This window comes from Bernardetia sp. ABR2-2B (genome assembly GCF_037126435.1).
Taxonomy (GTDB): domain Bacteria; phylum Bacteroidota; class Bacteroidia; order Cytophagales; family Bernardetiaceae; genus Bernardetia.
In genome coordinates this window covers 3,498,537-3,518,479 of record NZ_CP147020.1, presented here as the reverse complement: position 1 = coordinate 3,518,479, position 19,943 = coordinate 3,498,537, and the positions used below count along the sequence as shown (strand labels likewise).

Genomic DNA, 19,943 nt, shown 5'->3' with positions numbered 1-19,943 from the left:
AACAGGTAAGTAATATAAGGTTATAATCTACTACAAATTATCTAGTATGAAAAATATTGATATAACTTGTAGTAGACAGGATGTTTTTTTATAAAGGAATTTCTACAAAGAAGGTAGTTCCTTTTCCTTCCTTGCTCTCAAACCAAATCTTGCCGTTGTGTTTTTCTACTATTTTTTTGACAATATCTAGCCCAAGTCCACTTCCTTCTCCTGCTTTTTTTGTGGTAAAAAAGGCATCAAAGACACGACCTTGTGCGTCTTTTGGTATTCCTGTCCCTGTATCACCAATAGTTACCAAAATGTTTGTTCCTTTTTTCTCTGACTTTAATGTAAGTGTACCTTCGTTTTTCATTGCTTGTATAGCATTATGAATAAGGTTTGTCCAAACTTGAACCAACTCATCAGGATAACCCATTATTTCAGGTAAGTCGTTCAAGTCTTTTTGGACATCAATACCATGTTTTATTTGATTGTGATAAAGTATTAGTGTATTCTCAACACTTTTATTTACATCCATTTTTGTTTTTACACCGTTTTGGTCTTGATGAGAAAAGTTTTTGAGTGCAAAAATAATCTTAGAAGCTCTTTCGGTTGCCATTTGAATGGTCTGGTTACTTCTAATGATAGATGAAATATGATGAATAGTTTGAAGTAAACTATAAGGATTTTTGGTTTTGAGAATGTTTTTTACCATTGGGCTATCCTTATAAATTCCACTATCAACCAGTAAATCAGCAAAACGATTTGGGTATTCTATGTTTTTATGAGACCCTAGTGTTTCGATTAGGTCATACTTCAATGCTCTTTGCTCTCTTGAAGAAAGTGCTACATTGCTTTCAGCAGAAAATTTAACAGCTTTATTAAAAATTTTGAGTTCATCTTTTGGTAAGGCACTCAAAAACTCTGGCAAAACAGGTAGTGTTTCAGTAAGTGTTTGCTCAATCCCACCTGCTGACGAACGAATAGCTCCTAGAGGTGTATTTATTTCATGTGCAATATTAGCAACTAGCTGCCCTAAAGTAGCCATTTTTTCGCTATGAATAAGTTGGCTTTGCGTACTTTTAAGTTCTCTAAGTGTTCTTTCTACTTCTATTTTTTGGCGTTGAAGTTCTTCTTGTGTGGTTTGGAGTTCTTCTAAGTTTTGGCGTAGTTCTTCTTCTGATGCTTGTAGCGCACTATTTTTTTCTAAAATCAGATTTTCAGCAGTTTTTCTATCTGTAATATCATTTTCTATTCCTACAAACTGTATGACTTCTCCTGTTTTTTCATCAAATACAGGCGTAATATTGAGTTCTAACCAATATGCCTTGCCATATTTAGTATAGTTTAAGATTTCTTGTGTGAATGGTTTTTTAGATTTTAATCCTTCTCGTATTGCCAACACATGTTCTCTATCAGTATCTCTTCCTTGTAGGAGTTTTCCTGGTTTTTTACCAATTACCTCTGAGAGAGAGTATTCGGTTACCCTTAAAAACCCTTCATTTACCCAAGTGATATAACCTTCAGCATCTGTGATTACGACAGCGTTGCTTGTTTCGCTTGCCACTACAGATAAGCGTTTGAGAGCTTCTTCATCTTTTTTGCGTTTGGTTACATCCGTTTCTATACCAATAAACTGGGTTACTTTCCCTGTTATATCATCAATTACTGGAGTAATATTGAGTTCTAGCCAATACTGCTTACCTTGTTTGTCATAATTAAGTATTTCTTGCGTAAATGGTTTTTTGGATTGTAAGCCTTCACGAATGGCTACTACGTGGTCATAATTTGTACCTTTTCCTTGTAGAAGTCTTCCTGGTTTTTTACCAATAATTTCGGGTAAGGTATATCCTGTTGTACGAGTAAAGCCTTCATTAACCCAAGTGGTATAACCTTCTCCATCTGTAATGACAATAGCGTTGCTTGTTTCTCTAGCCACCACAGAGAGTTTATCAAGTTCTTTTTCGGCTTCTTTTCGCTCTGTAATGTCTTGCGCCATTCCAAGATAGCCAATAGTTTCTCCTGTTTTGTCATTCTTGATAGCACTCAAATGAAGTTCCACAGGAAATGTTTTGCCATTCTTTGAAATATATGTCCATTCTTTTGCTGTCGTTAAACCTCTATCAGCCTTTGCTGTAAATACTTCAAAACCTAAAGGAATTTCTTCCTCTAACTCTTCTGAAAGTTCTTTTGCATAAACGGCAACTTCATGTTTGTCATGAAAAATAGCTGGTGAAACCTTTCCTACTACTTTTTCAGCATCATATTCTAAGAGTTCTTCTGCAAGAGAATTAAAACTGGTAATAATGCCTTTTGTATCTGTTGAGATGAGCATCATGGGTGCATTTTCTAAGATGGCTTTACGATACACTCCTTCTTCCTCAATTTTTTCTTTTTGATTTTGTAACTCTTCTTGTGTTGCGCTAAGTTCCTCTAAGTTTTGTCTTAATTCTTCTTCAGTAGCTCTGAGTTCCTCTTGTTGAGACTGAATTTCGATTTCAGCTTTTTTCTGCTCATTATAATTAGAAGCAATTTTGATAACTCTTATTACCTCTCCTTTATCATTTGTTACAGGGCAGTATGCACCAAAAATCCATAAATCCTTATCAGATTTTGTTTTGCGTCTGAATACTCCACTTACAGTCTCTCCATTTTTGAGTTGTTTCCAAAGATCTTTAAAATAGCTTTCTGTTGCTTCATCTTGTGGCAAGAGTTCTTTATGTGAAAGTCCGATAAGCTCATCTTCTGAAAACTCTGTCCATTTAGCAAGAATTGGATTTACTTTTACTATTTTTTTATTCAAATCAAATTCTACGTAACCAAAGCTAGTGCTAATGGCATCTAATTGAGCTTTATTCAATAAGAACGTTTCTTGTAGTTGCTCTTGAGTAGCATTTAATTCTTCTAAGTTTTGACGTAACTCTTCTTCTGTAGCTTGTAATTCTTCTTGTTGAGATTGAATTTCGATTTCAGCTTTTTTCTGCTCATTATAATTAGAAGCAATTTTGATAACTCTTATTACCTCTCCTTTATCATTTGTTACAGGACAATATGCACCAAAAATCCATAAATCCTTATCAGATTTTGTTTTACGTCTGAACACTCCACTAACTGTTTCTCCTTTCTCTAACTTACTCCACAGTTCTTTGAAATAGCTTTCTGTTTCTTCATCTTTAGGAAGAAGACCTTTATGTGAAAGTCCGATAAGCTCATCTTCTGAAAACTCTGTCCATTTAGCAAGAATTGGATTTACTTTTACTATTTTTTTATTCAAATCAAACTCTACGTAACCAAAGCTAGTGCTAATGGCATCTAATTGAGCTTTATTCAATAAGAACGTTTCTTGTAGTTGCTCTTGAGTAGCATTTAACTCTTCTAAGTTTTGACGTAACTCTTCTTCTGTAGCTTGTAATTCTTCTTGTTGTTGTTGGGCTTCAAGTTCTTTTTCTTTACGGTCAGTGATTAAATAACGAATAGATAAATAACTTTCTATTTTTCCATCACTTCCCAGCATTGGATTGATAACCGTATCTACCCAGTAATATGAGCCATCTTTTGCTTTGTTTTTTACTTCGGCACGCCACATTTTGCCTCTAGAAATATCTCTCCACATTTCTTTCCAAAACTCTTTTGGATGGTATCCAGAATTTACAATTTTGTGATCTTTTCCTAATAATTCTTCTTCTTTATACTTTGAAACTTCACAAAAGGCTTCGTTTACCTTTGTTATGAGACCTTTTTTATCAGCAATGGAAATAATAGCACTTCTATCAAGAGCTTCTGTGATAGCAAAAACTTGTTGGTTGCTTTGCTCCATTTGTTCTTGAATAGCTTGTAGCTCTTCTAAGTTTTGACGTAGCTCTTCTTCAGTTGCTTGTAGCTCTTCGTGCTGTTGCTGAACCTCAAATTCTTTCTCTTTTCGGTCAGTAATTAAATAACGAATAGATAAATAACTTTCTATTTTTCCATCACTTCCCAGCATCGGATTTATAACTGTATCTACCCAATAATAAGACCCATCTTTAGCTTTATTTTTTACTTCGGCACGCCACATTTTGCCTCTAGAAATATCTCTCCACATCTCTTTCCAAAACTCTTTTGGATGGTGTCCAGAGTTTACAATTTTGTGGTCTTTTCCTAATAATTCTTCTTCTTTGTATTTAGAAACATTACAAAACTCTTCATTTACTTTTGTTATAAGACCTTTTTTATCAGCAATGGAAATAATAGCACTTCTATCTAAAGCTTCTGTGATAGCAAAAACTTGTTGATTGCTATTATCCATTTTCTCTTGGATGGTCTTTAGTTCTTCATGCTGTTGCTTGACTTCAAGTTCTTGTTCCTTTTTTTCTGTGATTAAATAACGAATAGATAAATAACTTGTGATTTTTTTATTATCATCAAACATCGGATTGATAACTGTATCTACCCAATAATACGAACCATCTTTGGCTTTATTTTTTACTTCGGCACGCCAAGTTTTACCTCTGGAAATATCTCTCCACATCTCTTTCCAAAACTCTTTTGGGTGGTGTCCAGAGTTTACAATTTTATGATCTTTTCCTAATAATTCTTCTTCTTTATACTTTGAAACTTCACAAAAGGCTTCGTTTACCTTTGTTATGAGACCTTTTTTATCAGCAATGGAAATAATAGCACTACGATCAAGGGCATCAACTAAAGATTGGAGCTGATTTTGGCAGTTTTCTAGTTTTTTTTCGGTAGTCATAATAAAGTAGTTTATTTTTTATGTGTATTATTTTCCTGAATTGTATTGAAGTGTAATCAAATTATCTTGTGTGAATAAAATCTTTATCTAAATTCTAATATAATCTCATATCAAAATATGAATACCTACCCAATATACTTGCAAACTACATAATAGATGTAGATAAAAATATGACAAATGACAGGTAAGTTTCCTTTTTTGAAAAAAAATTTCATGAAATAGGAATAATTTTGCTTTTAAGAAGTCTTAGATGAAGTATTTACTCAACAGTCAAATCAACGTGATAATTTGTTACTGGGTTACGAGGAATATAGCGATTTTATGGGTGTAAATTTGGGATTTTCGGTAAAAAGCAATATTTAATCGTTTTTCACTATTTAGTCTACCAAATAATCTTTTCTATGGCTTGAGAAATACTTTTTGTATTAATTTTACAGAAATCATATTGTTCTTGCTGTGTAGCGTGGGGGATTACTTGGTCTGGCACACCCAAAGTCTCTATTGTATCAATATATTTTAGATAACCATTCTCACTCAAAAACTCTAAGACAGCACTTCCAAAACCTCCAATTTTACTTCCATCTTCTATCGTGATGATACTTTTTATATTCTCAAAACTCAAGATTTGATGTAGAGTTTCTGAATCTAAAGGCTTACAAAAACGCATATCATAGTGAGCTACTTTACCTTTATAATTATCTTCTTTTTCTACTAATTCTATGGCTTCTTTGGCAAAATTCCCCACAATTCCATAAGATAAAATTACGAGTTGAGTTTCTTTAGTTGCCTCTTTTATTGTTCTTGCTTTACCTATTTTTATTTCTTCAAAATTATATTCTAAATCGTTTTTTTTCTCCAAGATAAAACCTTCTCCACGAGGATAACGAATGGCAAAAGAGGTTTTGTTTTTTTCTAATTGTGTCGAAAAAAGCATATTCTGAAACTCTATCTCGTTCATCGGAGCAGCCAAAATAAGATTTGGAATCGGACGAAGATAAGCAATATCATAAACGCCTTGATGGGTTGCGCCGTCATTTCCTACAAGCCCTGCACGGTCAATACAAAAAATTACTTTGAGTTCTTGTACACAAACATCGTGGATAATTTGGTCGTAACTTCGCTGCAAAAAAGTAGAATAAATTATACAAAAAGGAAGTAATTTTTGAGTAGCCAAACCTGCTGAAAACGTAACAGCATGTTGCTCTGCAATTCCTACATCAAAAACTCTTTGAGGAAATAATTGCTGCATTTCTAAAAGCGAACTTCCAGAAGCCATAGCAGGAGTAATAGCAACAATTTTGTCATTTTTCTTTACTAATTGAATCAATGTTTTACCAAAAATTTCTTGAAATTTGAGAAATTGCTTTTTGTTTTTTTGAGGTGCTGCTGGTATAAGCTCCCCTGTTTTAGCTTCAAATTTGGCTGGTGCGTGCCACGAATTATATTTTGATTCTAATGCTATATCTGAGTTTTCAATGATTCCCTTTCCTTTGATTGTTTTTATATGCAGAAAGTGAACATTATTTTGATATAAATTCTGCTTTGTATTTTGCTTTAATTCCTCAAAAAAATCAAGCAATGTTTCCAAATTATGCCCATCAACAGAACCGTGAAAATATCCACCAAAAAATTCAAAAACTGAAGGAATTGTAAAATCACTTTCTAGTTCTTTTTCTGATGTATTTTTTTTCCATTTTTGTTTCGAAAGCTGCTGAAAGTGGTTTTTAAGTGTTCCTACATTTTCATCGATAGACATTCCATTGTCGTTCAAAATGATGAGAATATTGGGTTTTATTCCATTTTCTGAATTATTCTGTAAATTATTTAAGGCTTCAAAAGGCAAACCAGCCGTAAAAGCACCGTCTCCGATAACAGCAATATGCCAACGACTTTTGATTTTTTCTTCATCTGAAAAACTAGCAGCCACAGCCATTCCCAAAATAGCAGAAATAGAAGTAGAAGAATGTCCTGTTCCGAAGTCATCAAATTTACTTTCTTTGATAGATGGAAAACCTGAAAGTCCGTTTAGTTTTCTTATCGTATGAAAATTCTTTTTTCTGTCTGTCAAAATTTTGTGTGCGTAGGCCTGATGCCCCACATCCCAAATAAGTTTATCAGACTGCTCTGTTCCCAAGAAAGTAAAGGCTTTGTGAAGTGCAACAGTTAGTTCAATAACTCCCAAAGTTGCGCCCAAATGTCCACCATGCTCGGCTACGTGTTCGATGATAAAACGACGCAATTCTTGGCATTTTTTTTCTAATTCGGTAAGATTGAGATTTTTGATAGACATTTTTGACGGTTTTTTATCAACCGTCAACGAGGCTAAAGCCGTCGTTGAGGATTTTTTGAATTAAAACAGAAAAAGGCAACTTTAAAAATAAAGTTGCCTTTTTATTAATGAAATAATACGTTTTTACTACAACTTATGCAGAAAGATTGTTTACATATTTCATCAATTTAGATTTTTTATTAGCTGCATTTCTATCATGGATGATATTATTTTTTGCTAACTTATCTACCATAGAGATTACTTTAGGAAGTAATTCTTTTGCTTCTGCTGCATCAGTAGTTGCTTTCAAACGCTTCATAAAAGTACGAGTCGTTTTTAATTGGTAACGGTTACGAAGACGTTTAGCTTCATTCGAACGAATACGCTTGAGGGCTGATTTATGATTTGCCATTTAGTGTTAAACTATTTTTGATGAGTTTTTAATTGAATTTTAATCTTTTACAATCAAAAAACATCTGATTAAAAAGAATTTTTTATGTATTACTGTATTAGTAAATACAACTAATACGATGGAAAAAATCTAATTTCAATCCTAAATTTAATAAAAATAGAGCAATCCGTTTATTAAATTACAGAGCTTTTAGTTTATGAGAGGAATAAAATAAAAGCCTGATGAAAAATTAAAAATCAATTATATACGAATTACGATTATAATAATTGAGCTTATATTTTTCTTGATTATTCGTTTGATTCTTGGTGTTACACAAACAGAACCTACGATTTTTTGAATTGATTTCTTTTTTACTAATTCTGTAACAGAACTTGTAAAGAGTGCAAAATTAAGACTTATCTACAACTTTTACAAACTCTAACTCAATAAATTTGAAATAAAACCTATCTACTAAAAAGGAGTTTAAACAATACAGCTATTTTGAGGTTTTTTTGTAACTTGCTAGGCAAATAAGCTGACGATTTTATTTTTATGATTTCAGTAAACTATTTTGTATTTTACTTAAAATTATTTCAAAGTTATTTTTTTGATTCCTACTCCCTATTTCAACCTATAAAAACATACTATGCAATTTACACTCAACAAACAAGAAAAATATACTGTATTCAAGCTGCAAGAAGAAAAACTAGACTCTTCAGTTGCACCAAAACTCAAGACTGAATTTTTTACTTTATACCAGTCTGGAATGGTCAATCTTATTTTTGATATGAGCGACATCAAGTATGTAGATTCCTCAGGACTTAGTTCTATTTTGGTAGCTAAACGTCTTTCAGAACAAATCAATGGTTATTTGGCTCTTGCTGCTGTCAGCGACCATGTAATGAAACTCATGACAATCTCAAAACTAGATAGCGTTCTTAATATCGTTCCGACGGTAGAAGAATCTGTAGATGCTGTTTTTATGGCAGAATTAGAACGTGATATTAAAGCAGATGAGAAGAAGAATTAATAAAGTATTATAATCTTTTTCTTAATTTCTTAGACAAAACCCTAAAATCAATTATGACTTTAGGGTTTTTGTGTGTAACAGTTTATTTACTAAACTTTCAATCAAAAGTAATCTAGTCTTTTTTTAGTATAAAAAGTTATATTAATTATTTTAATATTTTAATTTTAAGGTTTCGGTTCAGAGTTAATTTACTTCCTTTTTTATTCATTGATAGAACTGTAATTATTTAGCAATCTTTTTTGTGAGTTTTTTGAGTGCCTTCCTTGTAATTTTGTAGTCAAGAAATAAAACCTAATAAGGCAATAATTACCAGACCATATTATAATTACAACTTTAAAGGAAATGAATCAAATTTTTACTACTTCTAGTCAGTCTAATAAGAAATTTAGAGGAATCAAAAACAAGTTACAACTCTATTTCAGTATTTATTTGCTACTGACGGCACTTATCATTGGTGCTATTTTTATGTTTTATGAAAAACGTGAACGCATAGAATATATTACCGACTTACTTACAGAACTTCATATTGATATTCAGACTCTTAGTGGGATAGAAAAAGATTTTTTTACGTATGAAACCATCAATACTACTTTTTTTAAAACAGGAGAAAGTGAATATTTGGATAGTAGGAAACAAAAATTATATACTATCCAACATAGCTTAATAGCTTTAAAAAATAGAAAGGAGTTACGAAATGAAGATATTGATAAAAAGCTATTCAAATTAAACCAAGCAGTGGGAGAATATGAAGTTCTTTTTGAGCGATTAGTTTTGATTACGCAACGAAAAGGATACAAAGACTTTGGTAAAATAGGACAGATGCGTAAGTTTATTCATGAAATAGAAAATTCTAATTTACCTTTCGGAAAAGAAAAGCTATTGATGATTAGAAGACATGAAAAAGATTTTATGATTCGTAAAGAAGAAGAGTATATCGATAAACTTTCTCTTGCTGTGCAAGAACTTCGTGCAGATATTAGAGAAACAGTAAAAGATAAAAAATACCAAAATGAAATGTTAGACTTACTTCGAAAGTATCAATATGCTTTTTTGGACATGGTAGATTATGAAAAACAAATTGGACTAAATGTTCATGAAGGAATGCGTTATCAAACGCAACAAAAAGCCTATCAAATTGCTGATATTATTGGTCAGATAAATAAAGAAGGCAAACGCCAAGCACAAGAAATTACATATAGAATAAAATATACGCTAGGAGCAGTCATAGTTTTATGTTTTATTTTGGGAATGATAGTAAGTTATCTGATTAGTAAAAAACTTAGTTTTCCTGTTCAGCAGCTTTCAGATTCTATTCATAAAGTAATAAAAAATGATTTTTCAGAAGAGTTTAAAATAAACCCTATTATTACAAGTGATGAAATAGGTTGGCTTTCAAAAGATTTTGGTCTGATGCTAGACAAAATACAAAGTAGTTTGAATGAAACACAAGAAAAAACACAGGAAATTGAACGTTCACAATTACAAATAATGGATTCTATTCGTTATGCTCGTCAAATTCAGGATGCTGTTTTACCTACTGAAGTCGAACTAAATGAGTATTTTTTGGATAGCTTTGTTATTTACAGACCTCAAAAGGTAGTTTCAGGAGATTTTTACTGGGTATATCGTAAAAAAAGAAAGACATTTGTTGCTGTGGTAGATTGTACAGGACATGGCGTACCGGGGGCATTTATGTCTATGATTGGACAAACACTTCTCAATAAAATTGTGGGACAAAGCAAAATCTATGACCCTGCTATGATTTTAGAGGTCTTGCATTTGGAAATTCAACATGCCTTAAAGCAAAATGAAGGTAAAAATGACGATGGAATGGAGGTCGCTATTTGTGCTATTGAAAATACAGATTTGGGAAAAAAAGTAACTTTTGCAGGAGCGCATCGCCCTCTTTATTACGTACAAGATGGAGAATTTTTGAAAATAAAAGGTAATAATAGAAGCATAGGAGGAAAGCAAAAGCAAGAAAATCATCAGTTTATAACACATACTATTCATCTACAAACGAATGATACACTCTACTTGACAACAGACGGATTTGCAGACCAAAATAATTCAGACAGAGTAAAATACGGAACCCAAAAACTGACACAGTTTTTAGAACAAATAAAAGAACATCCATTTGCAACCCAAAAATTAGAACTTACGAAAGAATTTGAAACCTTCAAAGATAAAGAAACTCAGCGAGATGATATGACTATTTTAGGGCTAAGAGTATAATTAAAATAAACAATAAATCAGATGGTTTCTCAAATAGTTCTAACTTCTCCAAACGGTATTTATTCATCTTGGTATAGTCATTTGCATCCTATGATATAAAGAGATTTATTTTTTTTGTAACCTTACAAGATTTTTACTCGTTGATTAAATATACAAGTCTGTTTAATTTACAAACTTCATAAATCAATTACTCACTATCAAAATAATCTTACTTATGAAACTTATAAAATCTACTTATGATTCAGTTTTGGCAGGTGTTTGTGGAGGGATTGCAGAAGCTTTTGGCTGGGATAGCAATTTAATTCGTATAGCATTTGTTCTTTTTACATTTTTTGGAGTAGGTTCGCCCATCCTTATTTATCTTATCTTAGCAGTAGTAATGCCTAAAGAGTTCTAAGTTTTCATAAAGTCATTTAAATAGAAGAGTATAAAATAAAATCAAGATATTTTCATAAACCTTGCTCTCAAATCCACTTTTTAAACAAGTTAATTGTTAAAGAGTGGATTTTTTTATGGATTTGTTTGTACTTTGAGTTTATTTTTTCAAAAGTTTACTAACTTAGCATATCAATTTTATAGTTGCTCTAAAACAGAATAAAAATAAAATCGAATAAAAAATATAGAAAAATACAATAACATATTTCTATAAAAAAACTTCTGAATACTTGTAATACAATTTAATATGGGAATAGAAATTAAATAATTTACTGTTTTTAAATTTATAATCAACTGATAGTTAGCAATTTTAATTCGTAATTTTTAATTAGCTTCGCTGCTTTAGCAAGTCGTAATTGTTCCATAGAGTTTATCTAGTTTATCCTAAAAATAATGTCATTGAATCATGAAAAAATATTTTTCTTCTAGTCTTTGTAGCTCATTTTTTAATCTGACTTTCTTTTGTGCTATATTCTTTATTAGTAATACTATTTTGGCTCAACAAGATGCTCAGTTTAGTCAATACATGTTTAACTCTCTTTACTTCAATCCAGCAACAGCAGGAAGTGATGCTAGTTATACAACGATGGGAGTTTTTCATAGAAGTCAATGGATAAATTATTCTCCTACCTTCGATGATGGTGGTGCGCCTAGCTCACAAGTTGGCTTTGTCAGTATGCCTCTCAACAGTATTAATAGTGGTGTAGGACTTCATTTCGCTAATGATAGAATTGGTCCTTTGAGTAGCACGGAAGTACAAATTTCTTATGCCTATCATTTCAATCTAAAAAATAAAGACCGTATTTCTTTTGGATTACGTGGGGGAATGTACAATCAAAGAATTGATTTTAGTCAGTATCGCCCGAATCAAGAAAACGATCCAAATATTCCAAGTACAGGAGTAGAAAATCAATTTCAACCCGATTTGGCAGTAGGTTTATATTATCAATCTGTCAAAGGTTATTATGTTGGAGTAAGTACAAATCATTTGTTACAATCAACATTTGATTACAGTACAGGAATTAATATAACTTCTCTACAACCTCATGTTTATTTGATGGGTGGAAGCAGTTTTGATATTTCACCATCTCTTATGCTACAACCTTCAGCAATTTTGAAATTTACTTCAGGTGCATTGTCGTATGAAGGAAGTGTTTTGTTGAATTATAACGAAACCTACTTTGGAGGTCTTTCAGCTAGAGCTTCTAATGCCCTTGATGCAGGAATTTTTATTTTAGGTGTAAATATGTTGGAAAACAAAGACCTTAGAATTACTTATTCATTAGATTTGGTAACAAGTGGTAGAGATGCAAAACAACCTACTTCGCACGAAATTTCAATTGGTTATCGTCTTCCTTCTCCAAAACCTAAAGTTCTTCCTACAATACGAACACCTCGTTTTCGTTTCTAATACCTGAGAAAGAATAAACTAGACGATTATTTAAAAAAAAACACTTTTTTTACCAAATAATCTACTAAATTATTTTACTTTTGCATTAGAATTGACTTTTTTGACAAAAGATTGAAAAAAAGTTGCTTAGATTCGACGAATAGACAGAAAGTTTCGATAAATTTGATAAATATTTCGGTAAAACTATACTAATTTCTAAAAAATAGAGTTATTAGTATAAGAATAGCAAATAGAATTTTAGGGCAATTACCTTTATCTAGTTGATAATTAATGGTTTGTCATAAATCATTAAAACAATAAAATAGGTATCTTTGGCATTATTATTCTATAATTCTTTTAAGAAATTAATCTGATTCAAAATTTAATTTAAAAGTCTGACTCAAAATTTACTTTTAATATTTAATTGACTATCCAAATATTTAAGAAACTCATTACAACAAATCTATAATCTGCTTATTCATATTAATAGTAGATAAAATTTTAAAATAGATGCGTTCTTGACCTTTATAACAAGAAAACCGAACATGACTACGAACATGATACAAAAAATACGTACAACTCGTACACTTTGGGCTGTCCTTTTAGGCATAACTGCTTCCCTTTTTCTTCAAAGCTGTGGTGGTGGAGGCAATCTGGCCAAACTACAAGAAAATGGAGAACTAACTGGTGCTTTGGGGCGTGAAGGCTGGAGACAAGAAGTTCCTTACGGAATGATTGTAGTTCCTGCTGGTACATTCCATATGGGACAAGCCGACCAAGACATCTTATCCTCAAAAATCAATATGAACCGTCAGATTACGATTGGTGGATTTTATATGGATCAAACAGAAATTACAAATAATGAATATCGTCAGTTTATCGATGAGATGACTGATAATCCAGATTCAGTTGATGGTGAAATTCTATCAGAAGAAGAAATTAAAGAACGTTTTTATCCTGACACTACAGTTTGGATGACAAACTTTACGCATCACTATGGCGACCCAATGACAGAAAATTATTATGCTCACCCTGCTTATGATGATTATCCAGTAGTAGGTGTTAGTTGGTTTGCTTCTAAAGCATTTTGTGGTTGGAGAACTAAATTTATGAACGAAGCTAGAGAGTCTGCTGGTAAATTTCCAGTTCCTATGTTCCGTTTGCCTTCAGAGGCTGAATGGGAATATGCTTCTCGTGGTGGTCGTGATGTAGCAAAATATCCTTGGGGTGGTCCTTATACAAGAAATGCTAAAGGTTGTGCACTTGCCAACTTCAAACCAGGTCGTGGTAACTATTATGATGATGGCTTCCAATATACAAATCCCGTAGGTGCATATTTTCCTAATGATTTTGGTCTTTATGATATGGCTGGAAACGTTGCTGAATGGTGTAATGATGCATACGCTCCAAATGCAATGCCTTTGATTTGGGATTTGAATCCTACTTTTATTGATGATAGTGAACCTCGCAAGTTGGTTCGTGGTGGCTCTTGGAAAGATATTGCATTCTTTATTGAAACAGGTACTCGTAACTATCAATATCAAGATTCAGTAACTGCTTATACAGGATTCCGTTGTGTAATGACTTACTTAGGTCGTTCTTCTGGAATGGAATTCTAGTCAAGAAATAAATAATATTGACATTGTAAAACTCATCTTTTTGATAAATCATTTATGTTTATTTGAAAGATGAGTTTTTTTGTTAAACACCTTTTCTAATTTTATCGATAATAAATAAGTGTTAGTTAGTTCAAAAACATGCATTTAACGAAATAGAGTTCTTTTCTAAGATATAGGTACAAATTAGCTATGATATTTGTGATAAGAAATAGTATATTTTCAAAGTTAAAACTGACTGAAAGTTTAATAAATCATTTGTAAAAAAATAAGCCTACTATCAGAAAGACAAAAAATAATTCTGTATTTTGAAAAAATACTTGTGTAATTTATTTTTTTATTACACTTTTACCTAAAATATTATTTACTTATTATCTTATAGCAGATAATAAGTTTGTACAACTAACAAATTGTTCATTTGCTCAAAAAATCATTGAGAATAATTATAACTTTAGGTTACTCCTAATTAGTTATTGTACAAAATGCTGATAATAAATGTTGAATATTTGTTGATTAAACATAATAATCGTTCTAAATTATTCAATTTAAGCCTATTTTTTTTATAAAATCTTTGGAACATTCCAAATAAATGACTTATTTAGGATATTCAAATTGAAAAATAGTAGTTTTTTGATAATCTAATTTATTGTAATATTTTATTAAACTCTTATCTATCAATAATTTGACTAACCAATATACAAACGTAGAATTATATACAATTTATAATCAAAGAAACCTTTTTTTATATAAATCTATTTTTGTATCTTTAATCTATTGAAATTTTAACTTCTTTTTAATAAATCAACTCTCAACTCTAACAATCGTTTGAACTATGGCTCAAGAAACAGGACTCCAACGTTTTTATCGTACAGTAATTCCTAAGGCAACCAGTGTCGGTGCTGCTGTTGTAGTATTAGGTGCTTTATTTAAAATTATGCACTGGCCGGGTGCAGGCCCTATGCTTATCGTAGGTCTTTTGACAGAATCAGTTATTTTCTTGTTTGGTCTTTTTGAGCCAGCAGCTCCTGCAGACCCTCACTATGAGTGGGAACGTGTTTATCCAGGTTTGGTAGATGCAAATGTAAAAGCTGTTGTAGCTAAGAAAGGCGATGAAGACGGAAAGAATGCTAAGATTATGGCAGGTATGGACAAAATGCTTGCAGAAGCTAATCTTTCTGCTGACTCATTCAAGCGTTTCGGACAAGGTATTCAGTCTTTGAATGATACTGCTACTCGTATGAAAAGCATTACAGAAGCTGTAAACTCTACAAATGACTATTCTAATAACTTGAAACAAGCGTCTAAGTCACTTACAAGTCTTAACTCTGCTTATTCTTCTACTGTATCTGCAATGGGCGAAATGTCTAATGCAGCGAAAGATGCGAAAGAATATCACGTTCAAGTACAAGCAATCACTAAAAACCTTGCTGGTTTGAATGCTGTATATGAAATGGAATTGAAAGATGCTAATAGTCACTTGAAAGCAATGAACAAATTCTATAGCAACCTTACTCAAGCTATGGAAAGTATGGCAGATGCTAGTAAAGAATCTCAAGTATTCAAAGAGCAAATGTCTAAATTGACGACTAACATTACTACCCTTAACAAGGTATATGGCAATATGCTTACTGCAATGAAAGGTTAATTTTTAGTTTTGTATCATAGATACAACTGAAAATACATTCATTCATCAAAATTTTAAATATATTATTAACCAATAACCTATAACAATATATGGGAGGCGGAGGAAAAGAAACCCCAAGGCAACGGATGATTGGCATGATGTACCTCGTACTGACTGCCCTTCTAGCACTACAGGTTCAAAACGAAGTACTAGAAAAGTTCTATTTTATAGATGCTAGTCTTCAAGATGCAAAAGAAGTTGGTCTAAGTACCAACAGTAAGATCATCACATCAATGAGTGAGCAAATCAAAGATTCTGGTAGTAATCCAAGAGATTTAGCAGTTCTTAAGAAAGCTAATGACATTAAGGAGGAATCAGCTAAGATGATCGAACGTATTCAAGAAATACGCAAAACTATTATTACTGAAATGGGCGATATAGACCCTGAAACAGGAGCTTACCCAATGGGTGATAAGTATGATGACGTAAACCGTCTGATGCTTGGAACTGGTGAGAGTCAAGATGGATTTGCATTTAAGTTACAAGATGAGCTTAACGCTTATGTAGCTAAAATTGCAGCTATTGATGATACACTAGGTCCAATCCTTAAAGGAGCTAATCTTATGCCTTTAGCAAAAGAGAAATCTGAAGAGCCTCGTTATCAATCACCTAAGTATGATGGAATGGAATGGGAACATATCAATTTCCAAAATACGCCAATGGTAGCTTCTCTTGCTGTACTTTCTCAATTAGAGAATGATGTAGTAAAAGTAGAAACTAAATCAGTTGATGCTATGCGTGGTCGTATTGGAGAATTCCAAATCAAGTTTGACAAAGTTTCTGCTATGGCTTCTGCTGAATCAAATACGGTTGCAGCAGGTACTAAGTACAAAGCTAAGATGTTTATTAGTGCAACTTCAACGACTTTATCTCCAAAAATGTCTGCTAGTGGTGCTGGTGCAGTACGTGTAGATGGTGATGGCGTTGGTACAGTAGAATTTACAGCTTCGGGTGGTACTACGGAAGGTGCTAAGAAAACTTGGACAGGTTCTATTACTATCAGAAATGCTGCTGGTGAGGATACTACACTTGTAGTAAAACAAGAATATACAGTTGTTTCTCCAGTAATTGAAATTGAATCTGGTACTATCAATTCACTTTACTTGAAGTGTGGTAATGATTTGAAGGTTAAAGTTCCTGCTCTTGGAGTAGATTATAACCCTTCTTTCTCTGCATCTGGTGGTTCAGTACAAAATGGTTCTGGTGGAAAAGGAAGTATTATTATCGTTCCTACATCTGCTAGTGTAAGTCTTAGTGTTTCTAGTGGAGGAAATCCTATCGGTACTAAGAAATTCAAAGTGAAGATGGTTCCTAAGCCTGATGTAAAAGCTAGAGGCTTGAATATCAAACAAGGTGGTGCGTGTCCTCGTTCTATTACTTTAGATGCTATTGCAGATGCTAGTTTTAAAGACCAATTGCCTAAAGATGCTCGTTATCGTGTATCAGGTTATACAGTTACTCTTGCAAGAGGAAGACGTGTAATTGGTTCTGCAAATTCAAATGGTCCTACGGCTAATATTTCATCTTTAGGCTCTAAAGCTAAAGAAGGTGATCGTTTGGTTATTGAAGTAAAAGGCGTTCAGCGTATGAACTTCAAGAATCAAGTTGAAAACGTAAGTGTAGGACAAGTAATCATTACTTACCCTATCACTCAATAATAAAACAAAAAGTTATATTATTATATAAAAAAAGCAGAACATCAAAAGTGTTCTGTTTTTTTGTGCTTGTTTATTTCTTGCTATTTTTTGATTAAATTGTACATTATATTGATTCTCATTCAATTATTTAAAATACTTTCTCATGATTCGCTCTACTTTAGTCATACTTAGTTTACTGATTTACTTTTCTTGTAAGTCATTGAATGTACTCGCTCAAACAAATACCAATACTATGCAAACTTCAACATTAGAAAATATAGAAAAACTGATAAATAAAGATTTAGAAAAAAGCACGTCTTCACTAATTGATTTATATACTTATCTTCATCAAAATCCAGAACTATCAGAACAAGAAGAAGAAACTTCTAAAAAAATGGGTTCTGAACTAAGAAAATTAGGCTATGAAGTAACTGAAAAGTTTGGAGATTATGGAGTAGTAGCTGTTATGAAAAACCTTCCTACAAATGGAAAAGGAAAAACAATTCTTATTCGTGCTGACATGGATGCGCTACCTGTTGAAGAAAAAACAGGGTTGCCTTATGCCAGTACAATGAAACGAACAGATTTAGATGGAAATGAAGTTGCTGTTATGCACGCTTGTGGACACGATATGCACATGACTGTTCTGATAGGTGTTGCACAGACAATGGCAAATTTAAAAGATACGTGGAAAGGAACTTTGATTTTGGTAGCACAACCAGCTGAAGAAGTAGGAAGTGGTGCTAAAGCGATGGTAGAAGCCGACCTCTATAAGAAATTTGGAACACCTGATTATGCTCTTGCTCTACATACTAATGCAAATTTGCCTCACGGAACTATCGGATATTGTAAGAATGCTGCCCTTGCTAATGTAGATATGGTAAATATTACGGTTTTTGGAGAAGGTGGACACGGTGCATACCCACATACCACAAAAGACCCAATTGTTTTGGCTTCTCAAATGATACTTGGTTTTCAGACGATTGTAAGCAGAGAAACTTCACCTACTGATGCAGCCGTTGTAACTGTTGGTTCTTTTCATGCAGGAACAAAACATAATATTATTTCAGACCGTGCAGAACTGCAGCTTACTCTTCGTTCTTATACGGATGAAGTCAGAAATCACACCTTAGAATCTATAAAAAGAATGGCAAAAGGATATGCAATGGCAGCAGGAGTAGAGAAAATGCCTATCATAGAAATTGATGGAAACCCAACACCTGCTACTATTAACAACCCAGAACTGACAGAAAAAGTAGCCAATTCTGCTAAGAAAATTTTGGGAGATGAAAATGTAGTAGAAGTAGAGCCTGTTATGGGAGGAGAAGATTTTAGTCGTTTTGGACGTACAGTAGAGAATGTCCCGATTAGTTTGTTTTGGTTAGGAGTGGTAGCACCTGAAAAAATTGAAGAAAGCAAGAAAACAGGAAAACCTTTGCCTTCTTTGCACTCTCCTTTTTATGCGCCAGTTCCAGAACCTTCTATTCAAACAGGCGTAAAAGTGATGGTGCAGTCTGCTTTGGATTTGTTTGGAGAAGAATAAAAAATCGCTTGGTAAGGTACATTACTGCATTTTTGAACTTTGACAGTCCTTGCATAAGGCTGTCAATAGTTCAAAAATAATTTATTTAATTTCTATTCCATATAATTTCTCAAAACCTCAACTTAAAATGTTGTTTGGGTTGTTCTTTCCTCAAAAAAATCAATCCTAATTGAAATAAATCTATCGAAACAGTTACTTTTTCGTGTTCTATTATCTGCTTCCATGCTTTTTCCATTCCTGCTGACCAATGAATATCATCTAAAATAATAATGGTATCATTATGACATTTTTCCAAAATTTGATTAAAGTAATCAATAGTAGGTTCGTAACGATGATTTGCATCTAAAAAAACAAAATCTAATAAAGGAAAAGAAGGAAGGCTTTTTGAAAGTGTCTTATCAATATTTCCAATTATAATTTCGATATTGTTTTGTTTTAGTTCTTCAAAATTCTCTTTTGCTTTTTTAGCAATTTGTGGGCAGCCTTCAAACGTAATAATTTGGGTTTCAAGGTTATCAGCAGCTAAAGCCATAAAAAGTGTAGAAACTCCTAGTGAAGTTCCGAGTTCTAAAATAGTTTTTGGCTTAAAATACTCAACCAATCTAAATAATAACTGTGCTTTTTTGGTAGTAGTGGCAGAATAACGAGCAATTTTTGAAATGCTTTTTTTTGTAGAATTAGTAGTTATTTTTTGAGAAATCGTATGTTTTGAACCTGCCCCAAAATCTGTAACTTCAAGTTCAGTATGGTCAGAAATAAGTTCTTGACGAAGTTTTTCTAATTCTGAAAAAGCATAGTATTTCTTTTTATCTTGTACAACAAGTGTATATAATTTATACACAAAAGGAGAATGAACAGCATGTTGATTACCAGCCTTTAAGTAGAAGTAAAGATAATTAAGTGCATAAAGTAACATAATTTATTTGCCAAAATTTGAATAAAATACAAGAAAAACTCCAATAAAATGAGTTTATTGGAGCTTTAAAGAATTAATACAGCAATCTA

General features: G+C 32.4%; 12 protein-coding genes. 8 read left to right on the top strand and 4 right to left on the bottom strand.

Translation table 11 applies throughout. The features are described 5' to 3' along the window. Nucleotides 1–88: 88 nt before the first annotated feature. The 3 genes from WAF17_RS14865 to rpsT all read right to left on the bottom strand — a co-directional run bounded on the left by WAF17_RS14865 (nt 89) and on the right by rpsT (nt 7,389). Entirely contained in the window at nt 89–4,708 is a 4,620-nt protein-coding gene (locus tag WAF17_RS14865) for a PAS domain S-box protein (RefSeq protein ID WP_338761120.1), read from the bottom strand. Between the two features lie 382 nt (nt 4,709–5,090). Further along, nucleotides 5,091–6,998 carry a 1-deoxy-D-xylulose-5-phosphate synthase gene (dxs, locus tag WAF17_RS14860; protein ID WP_338761118.1) on the bottom strand — a complete coding sequence of 636 codons (1,908 nt, stop codon included), beginning with the start codon at nt 6,996–6,998 and terminating at the stop codon, nt 5,091–5,093. Nucleotides 6,999–7,131: 133 nt separating this feature from the next. Further along, nucleotides 7,132–7,389 (bottom strand): 30S ribosomal protein S20, encoded by a 258-nt coding sequence (rpsT, locus tag WAF17_RS14855; RefSeq protein ID WP_338761116.1) that lies wholly within the window; start codon nt 7,387–7,389, stop codon nt 7,132–7,134. A gap of 625 nt (nt 7,390–8,014) precedes the next feature. On the opposite strand from rpsT, the gene WAF17_RS14850 reads away from it, so the two are divergent. The 8 genes from WAF17_RS14850 to WAF17_RS14815 all read left to right on the top strand — a co-directional run bounded on the left by WAF17_RS14850 (nt 8,015) and on the right by WAF17_RS14815 (nt 18,938). Beyond that, nucleotides 8,015–8,398 (top strand): STAS domain-containing protein, encoded by a 384-nt coding sequence (locus WAF17_RS14850; RefSeq protein WP_338761113.1) that lies wholly within the window; start codon nt 8,015–8,017, stop codon nt 8,396–8,398. Nucleotides 8,399–8,740: 342 nt separating this feature from the next. Beyond that, a complete protein-coding gene (locus WAF17_RS14845; RefSeq protein ID WP_338761110.1) occupies nt 8,741–10,633 on the top strand; it encodes a SpoIIE family protein phosphatase in 1,893 nt (630 codons plus the stop codon). A gap of 214 nt (nt 10,634–10,847) precedes the next feature. Then, nucleotides 10,848–11,030: a PspC domain-containing protein gene (locus WAF17_RS14840; RefSeq protein WP_338761107.1), complete on the top strand. Its 183-nt coding sequence runs from the start codon at nt 10,848–10,850 to the stop codon at nt 11,028–11,030. 444 nt (nt 11,031–11,474) lie between these two features. Beyond that, the gene (locus tag WAF17_RS14835) at nt 11,475–12,479 is read left to right on the top strand and encodes a type IX secretion system membrane protein PorP/SprF (protein WP_338761104.1); all 1,005 of its coding nucleotides are present in this window, start codon (nt 11,475–11,477) and stop codon (nt 12,477–12,479) included. 536 nt (nt 12,480–13,015) lie between these two features. Then, nucleotides 13,016–14,077 carry an SUMF1/EgtB/PvdO family nonheme iron enzyme gene (locus tag WAF17_RS14830; protein ID WP_338761102.1) on the top strand — a complete coding sequence of 354 codons (1,062 nt, stop codon included), beginning with the start codon at nt 13,016–13,018 and terminating at the stop codon, nt 14,075–14,077. Nucleotides 14,078–14,906: 829 nt separating this feature from the next. Beyond that, the gene (gldL, locus tag WAF17_RS14825) at nt 14,907–15,719 is read left to right on the top strand and encodes a gliding motility protein GldL (protein WP_338761100.1); all 813 of its coding nucleotides are present in this window, start codon (nt 14,907–14,909) and stop codon (nt 15,717–15,719) included. Nucleotides 15,720–15,808: 89 nt separating this feature from the next. After that, the gene (gene gldM / locus WAF17_RS14820; protein WP_338761097.1) at nt 15,809–17,416 is read left to right on the top strand and encodes a gliding motility protein GldM; all 1,608 of its coding nucleotides are present in this window, start codon (nt 15,809–15,811) and stop codon (nt 17,414–17,416) included. 232 nt (nt 17,417–17,648) lie between these two features. After that, entirely contained in the window at nt 17,649–18,938 is a 1,290-nt protein-coding gene (locus tag WAF17_RS14815; RefSeq protein WP_338761093.1) for an amidohydrolase, read from the top strand. Nucleotides 18,939–19,047: 109 nt separating this feature from the next. Here WAF17_RS14815 and WAF17_RS14810 read toward each other — a convergent pair whose 3' ends face one another. Then, nucleotides 19,048–19,854 carry a class I SAM-dependent methyltransferase gene (locus WAF17_RS14810; RefSeq protein WP_338761091.1) on the bottom strand — a complete coding sequence of 269 codons (807 nt, stop codon included), beginning with the start codon at nt 19,852–19,854 and terminating at the stop codon, nt 19,048–19,050. Nucleotides 19,855–19,943 lie beyond the last annotated feature (89 nt).

Bases quoted from the DNA above. Each gene is read 5' to 3' on its own strand.
- WAF17_RS14865 (WP_338761120.1), bottom strand. From the start codon at position 4,708: ATGACTACCGAAAAAAAACTAGAAAACTGCCAAAATCAGCTCCAATCT.
- dxs (WP_338761118.1), bottom strand. From the start codon at position 6,998: ATGTCTATCAAAAATCTCAATCTTACCGAATTAGAAAAAAAATGCCAA.
- rpsT (WP_338761116.1), bottom strand. From the start codon at position 7,389: ATGGCAAATCATAAATCAGCCCTCAAGCGTATTCGTTCGAATGAAGCT.
- WAF17_RS14850 (WP_338761113.1), top strand. From the start codon at position 8,015: ATGCAATTTACACTCAACAAACAAGAAAAATATACTGTATTCAAGCTG.
- WAF17_RS14845 (WP_338761110.1), top strand. From the start codon at position 8,741: ATGAATCAAATTTTTACTACTTCTAGTCAGTCTAATAAGAAATTTAGA.
- WAF17_RS14840 (WP_338761107.1), top strand. From the start codon at position 10,848: ATGAAACTTATAAAATCTACTTATGATTCAGTTTTGGCAGGTGTTTGT.
- WAF17_RS14835 (WP_338761104.1), top strand. From the start codon at position 11,475: ATGAAAAAATATTTTTCTTCTAGTCTTTGTAGCTCATTTTTTAATCTG.
- WAF17_RS14830 (WP_338761102.1), top strand. From the start codon at position 13,016: ATGATACAAAAAATACGTACAACTCGTACACTTTGGGCTGTCCTTTTA.
- gldL (WP_338761100.1), top strand. From the start codon at position 14,907: ATGGCTCAAGAAACAGGACTCCAACGTTTTTATCGTACAGTAATTCCT.
- gldM (WP_338761097.1), top strand. From the start codon at position 15,809: ATGGGAGGCGGAGGAAAAGAAACCCCAAGGCAACGGATGATTGGCATG.
- WAF17_RS14815 (WP_338761093.1), top strand. From the start codon at position 17,649: ATGCAAACTTCAACATTAGAAAATATAGAAAAACTGATAAATAAAGAT.
- WAF17_RS14810 (WP_338761091.1), bottom strand. From the start codon at position 19,854: ATGTTACTTTATGCACTTAATTATCTTTACTTCTACTTAAAGGCTGGT.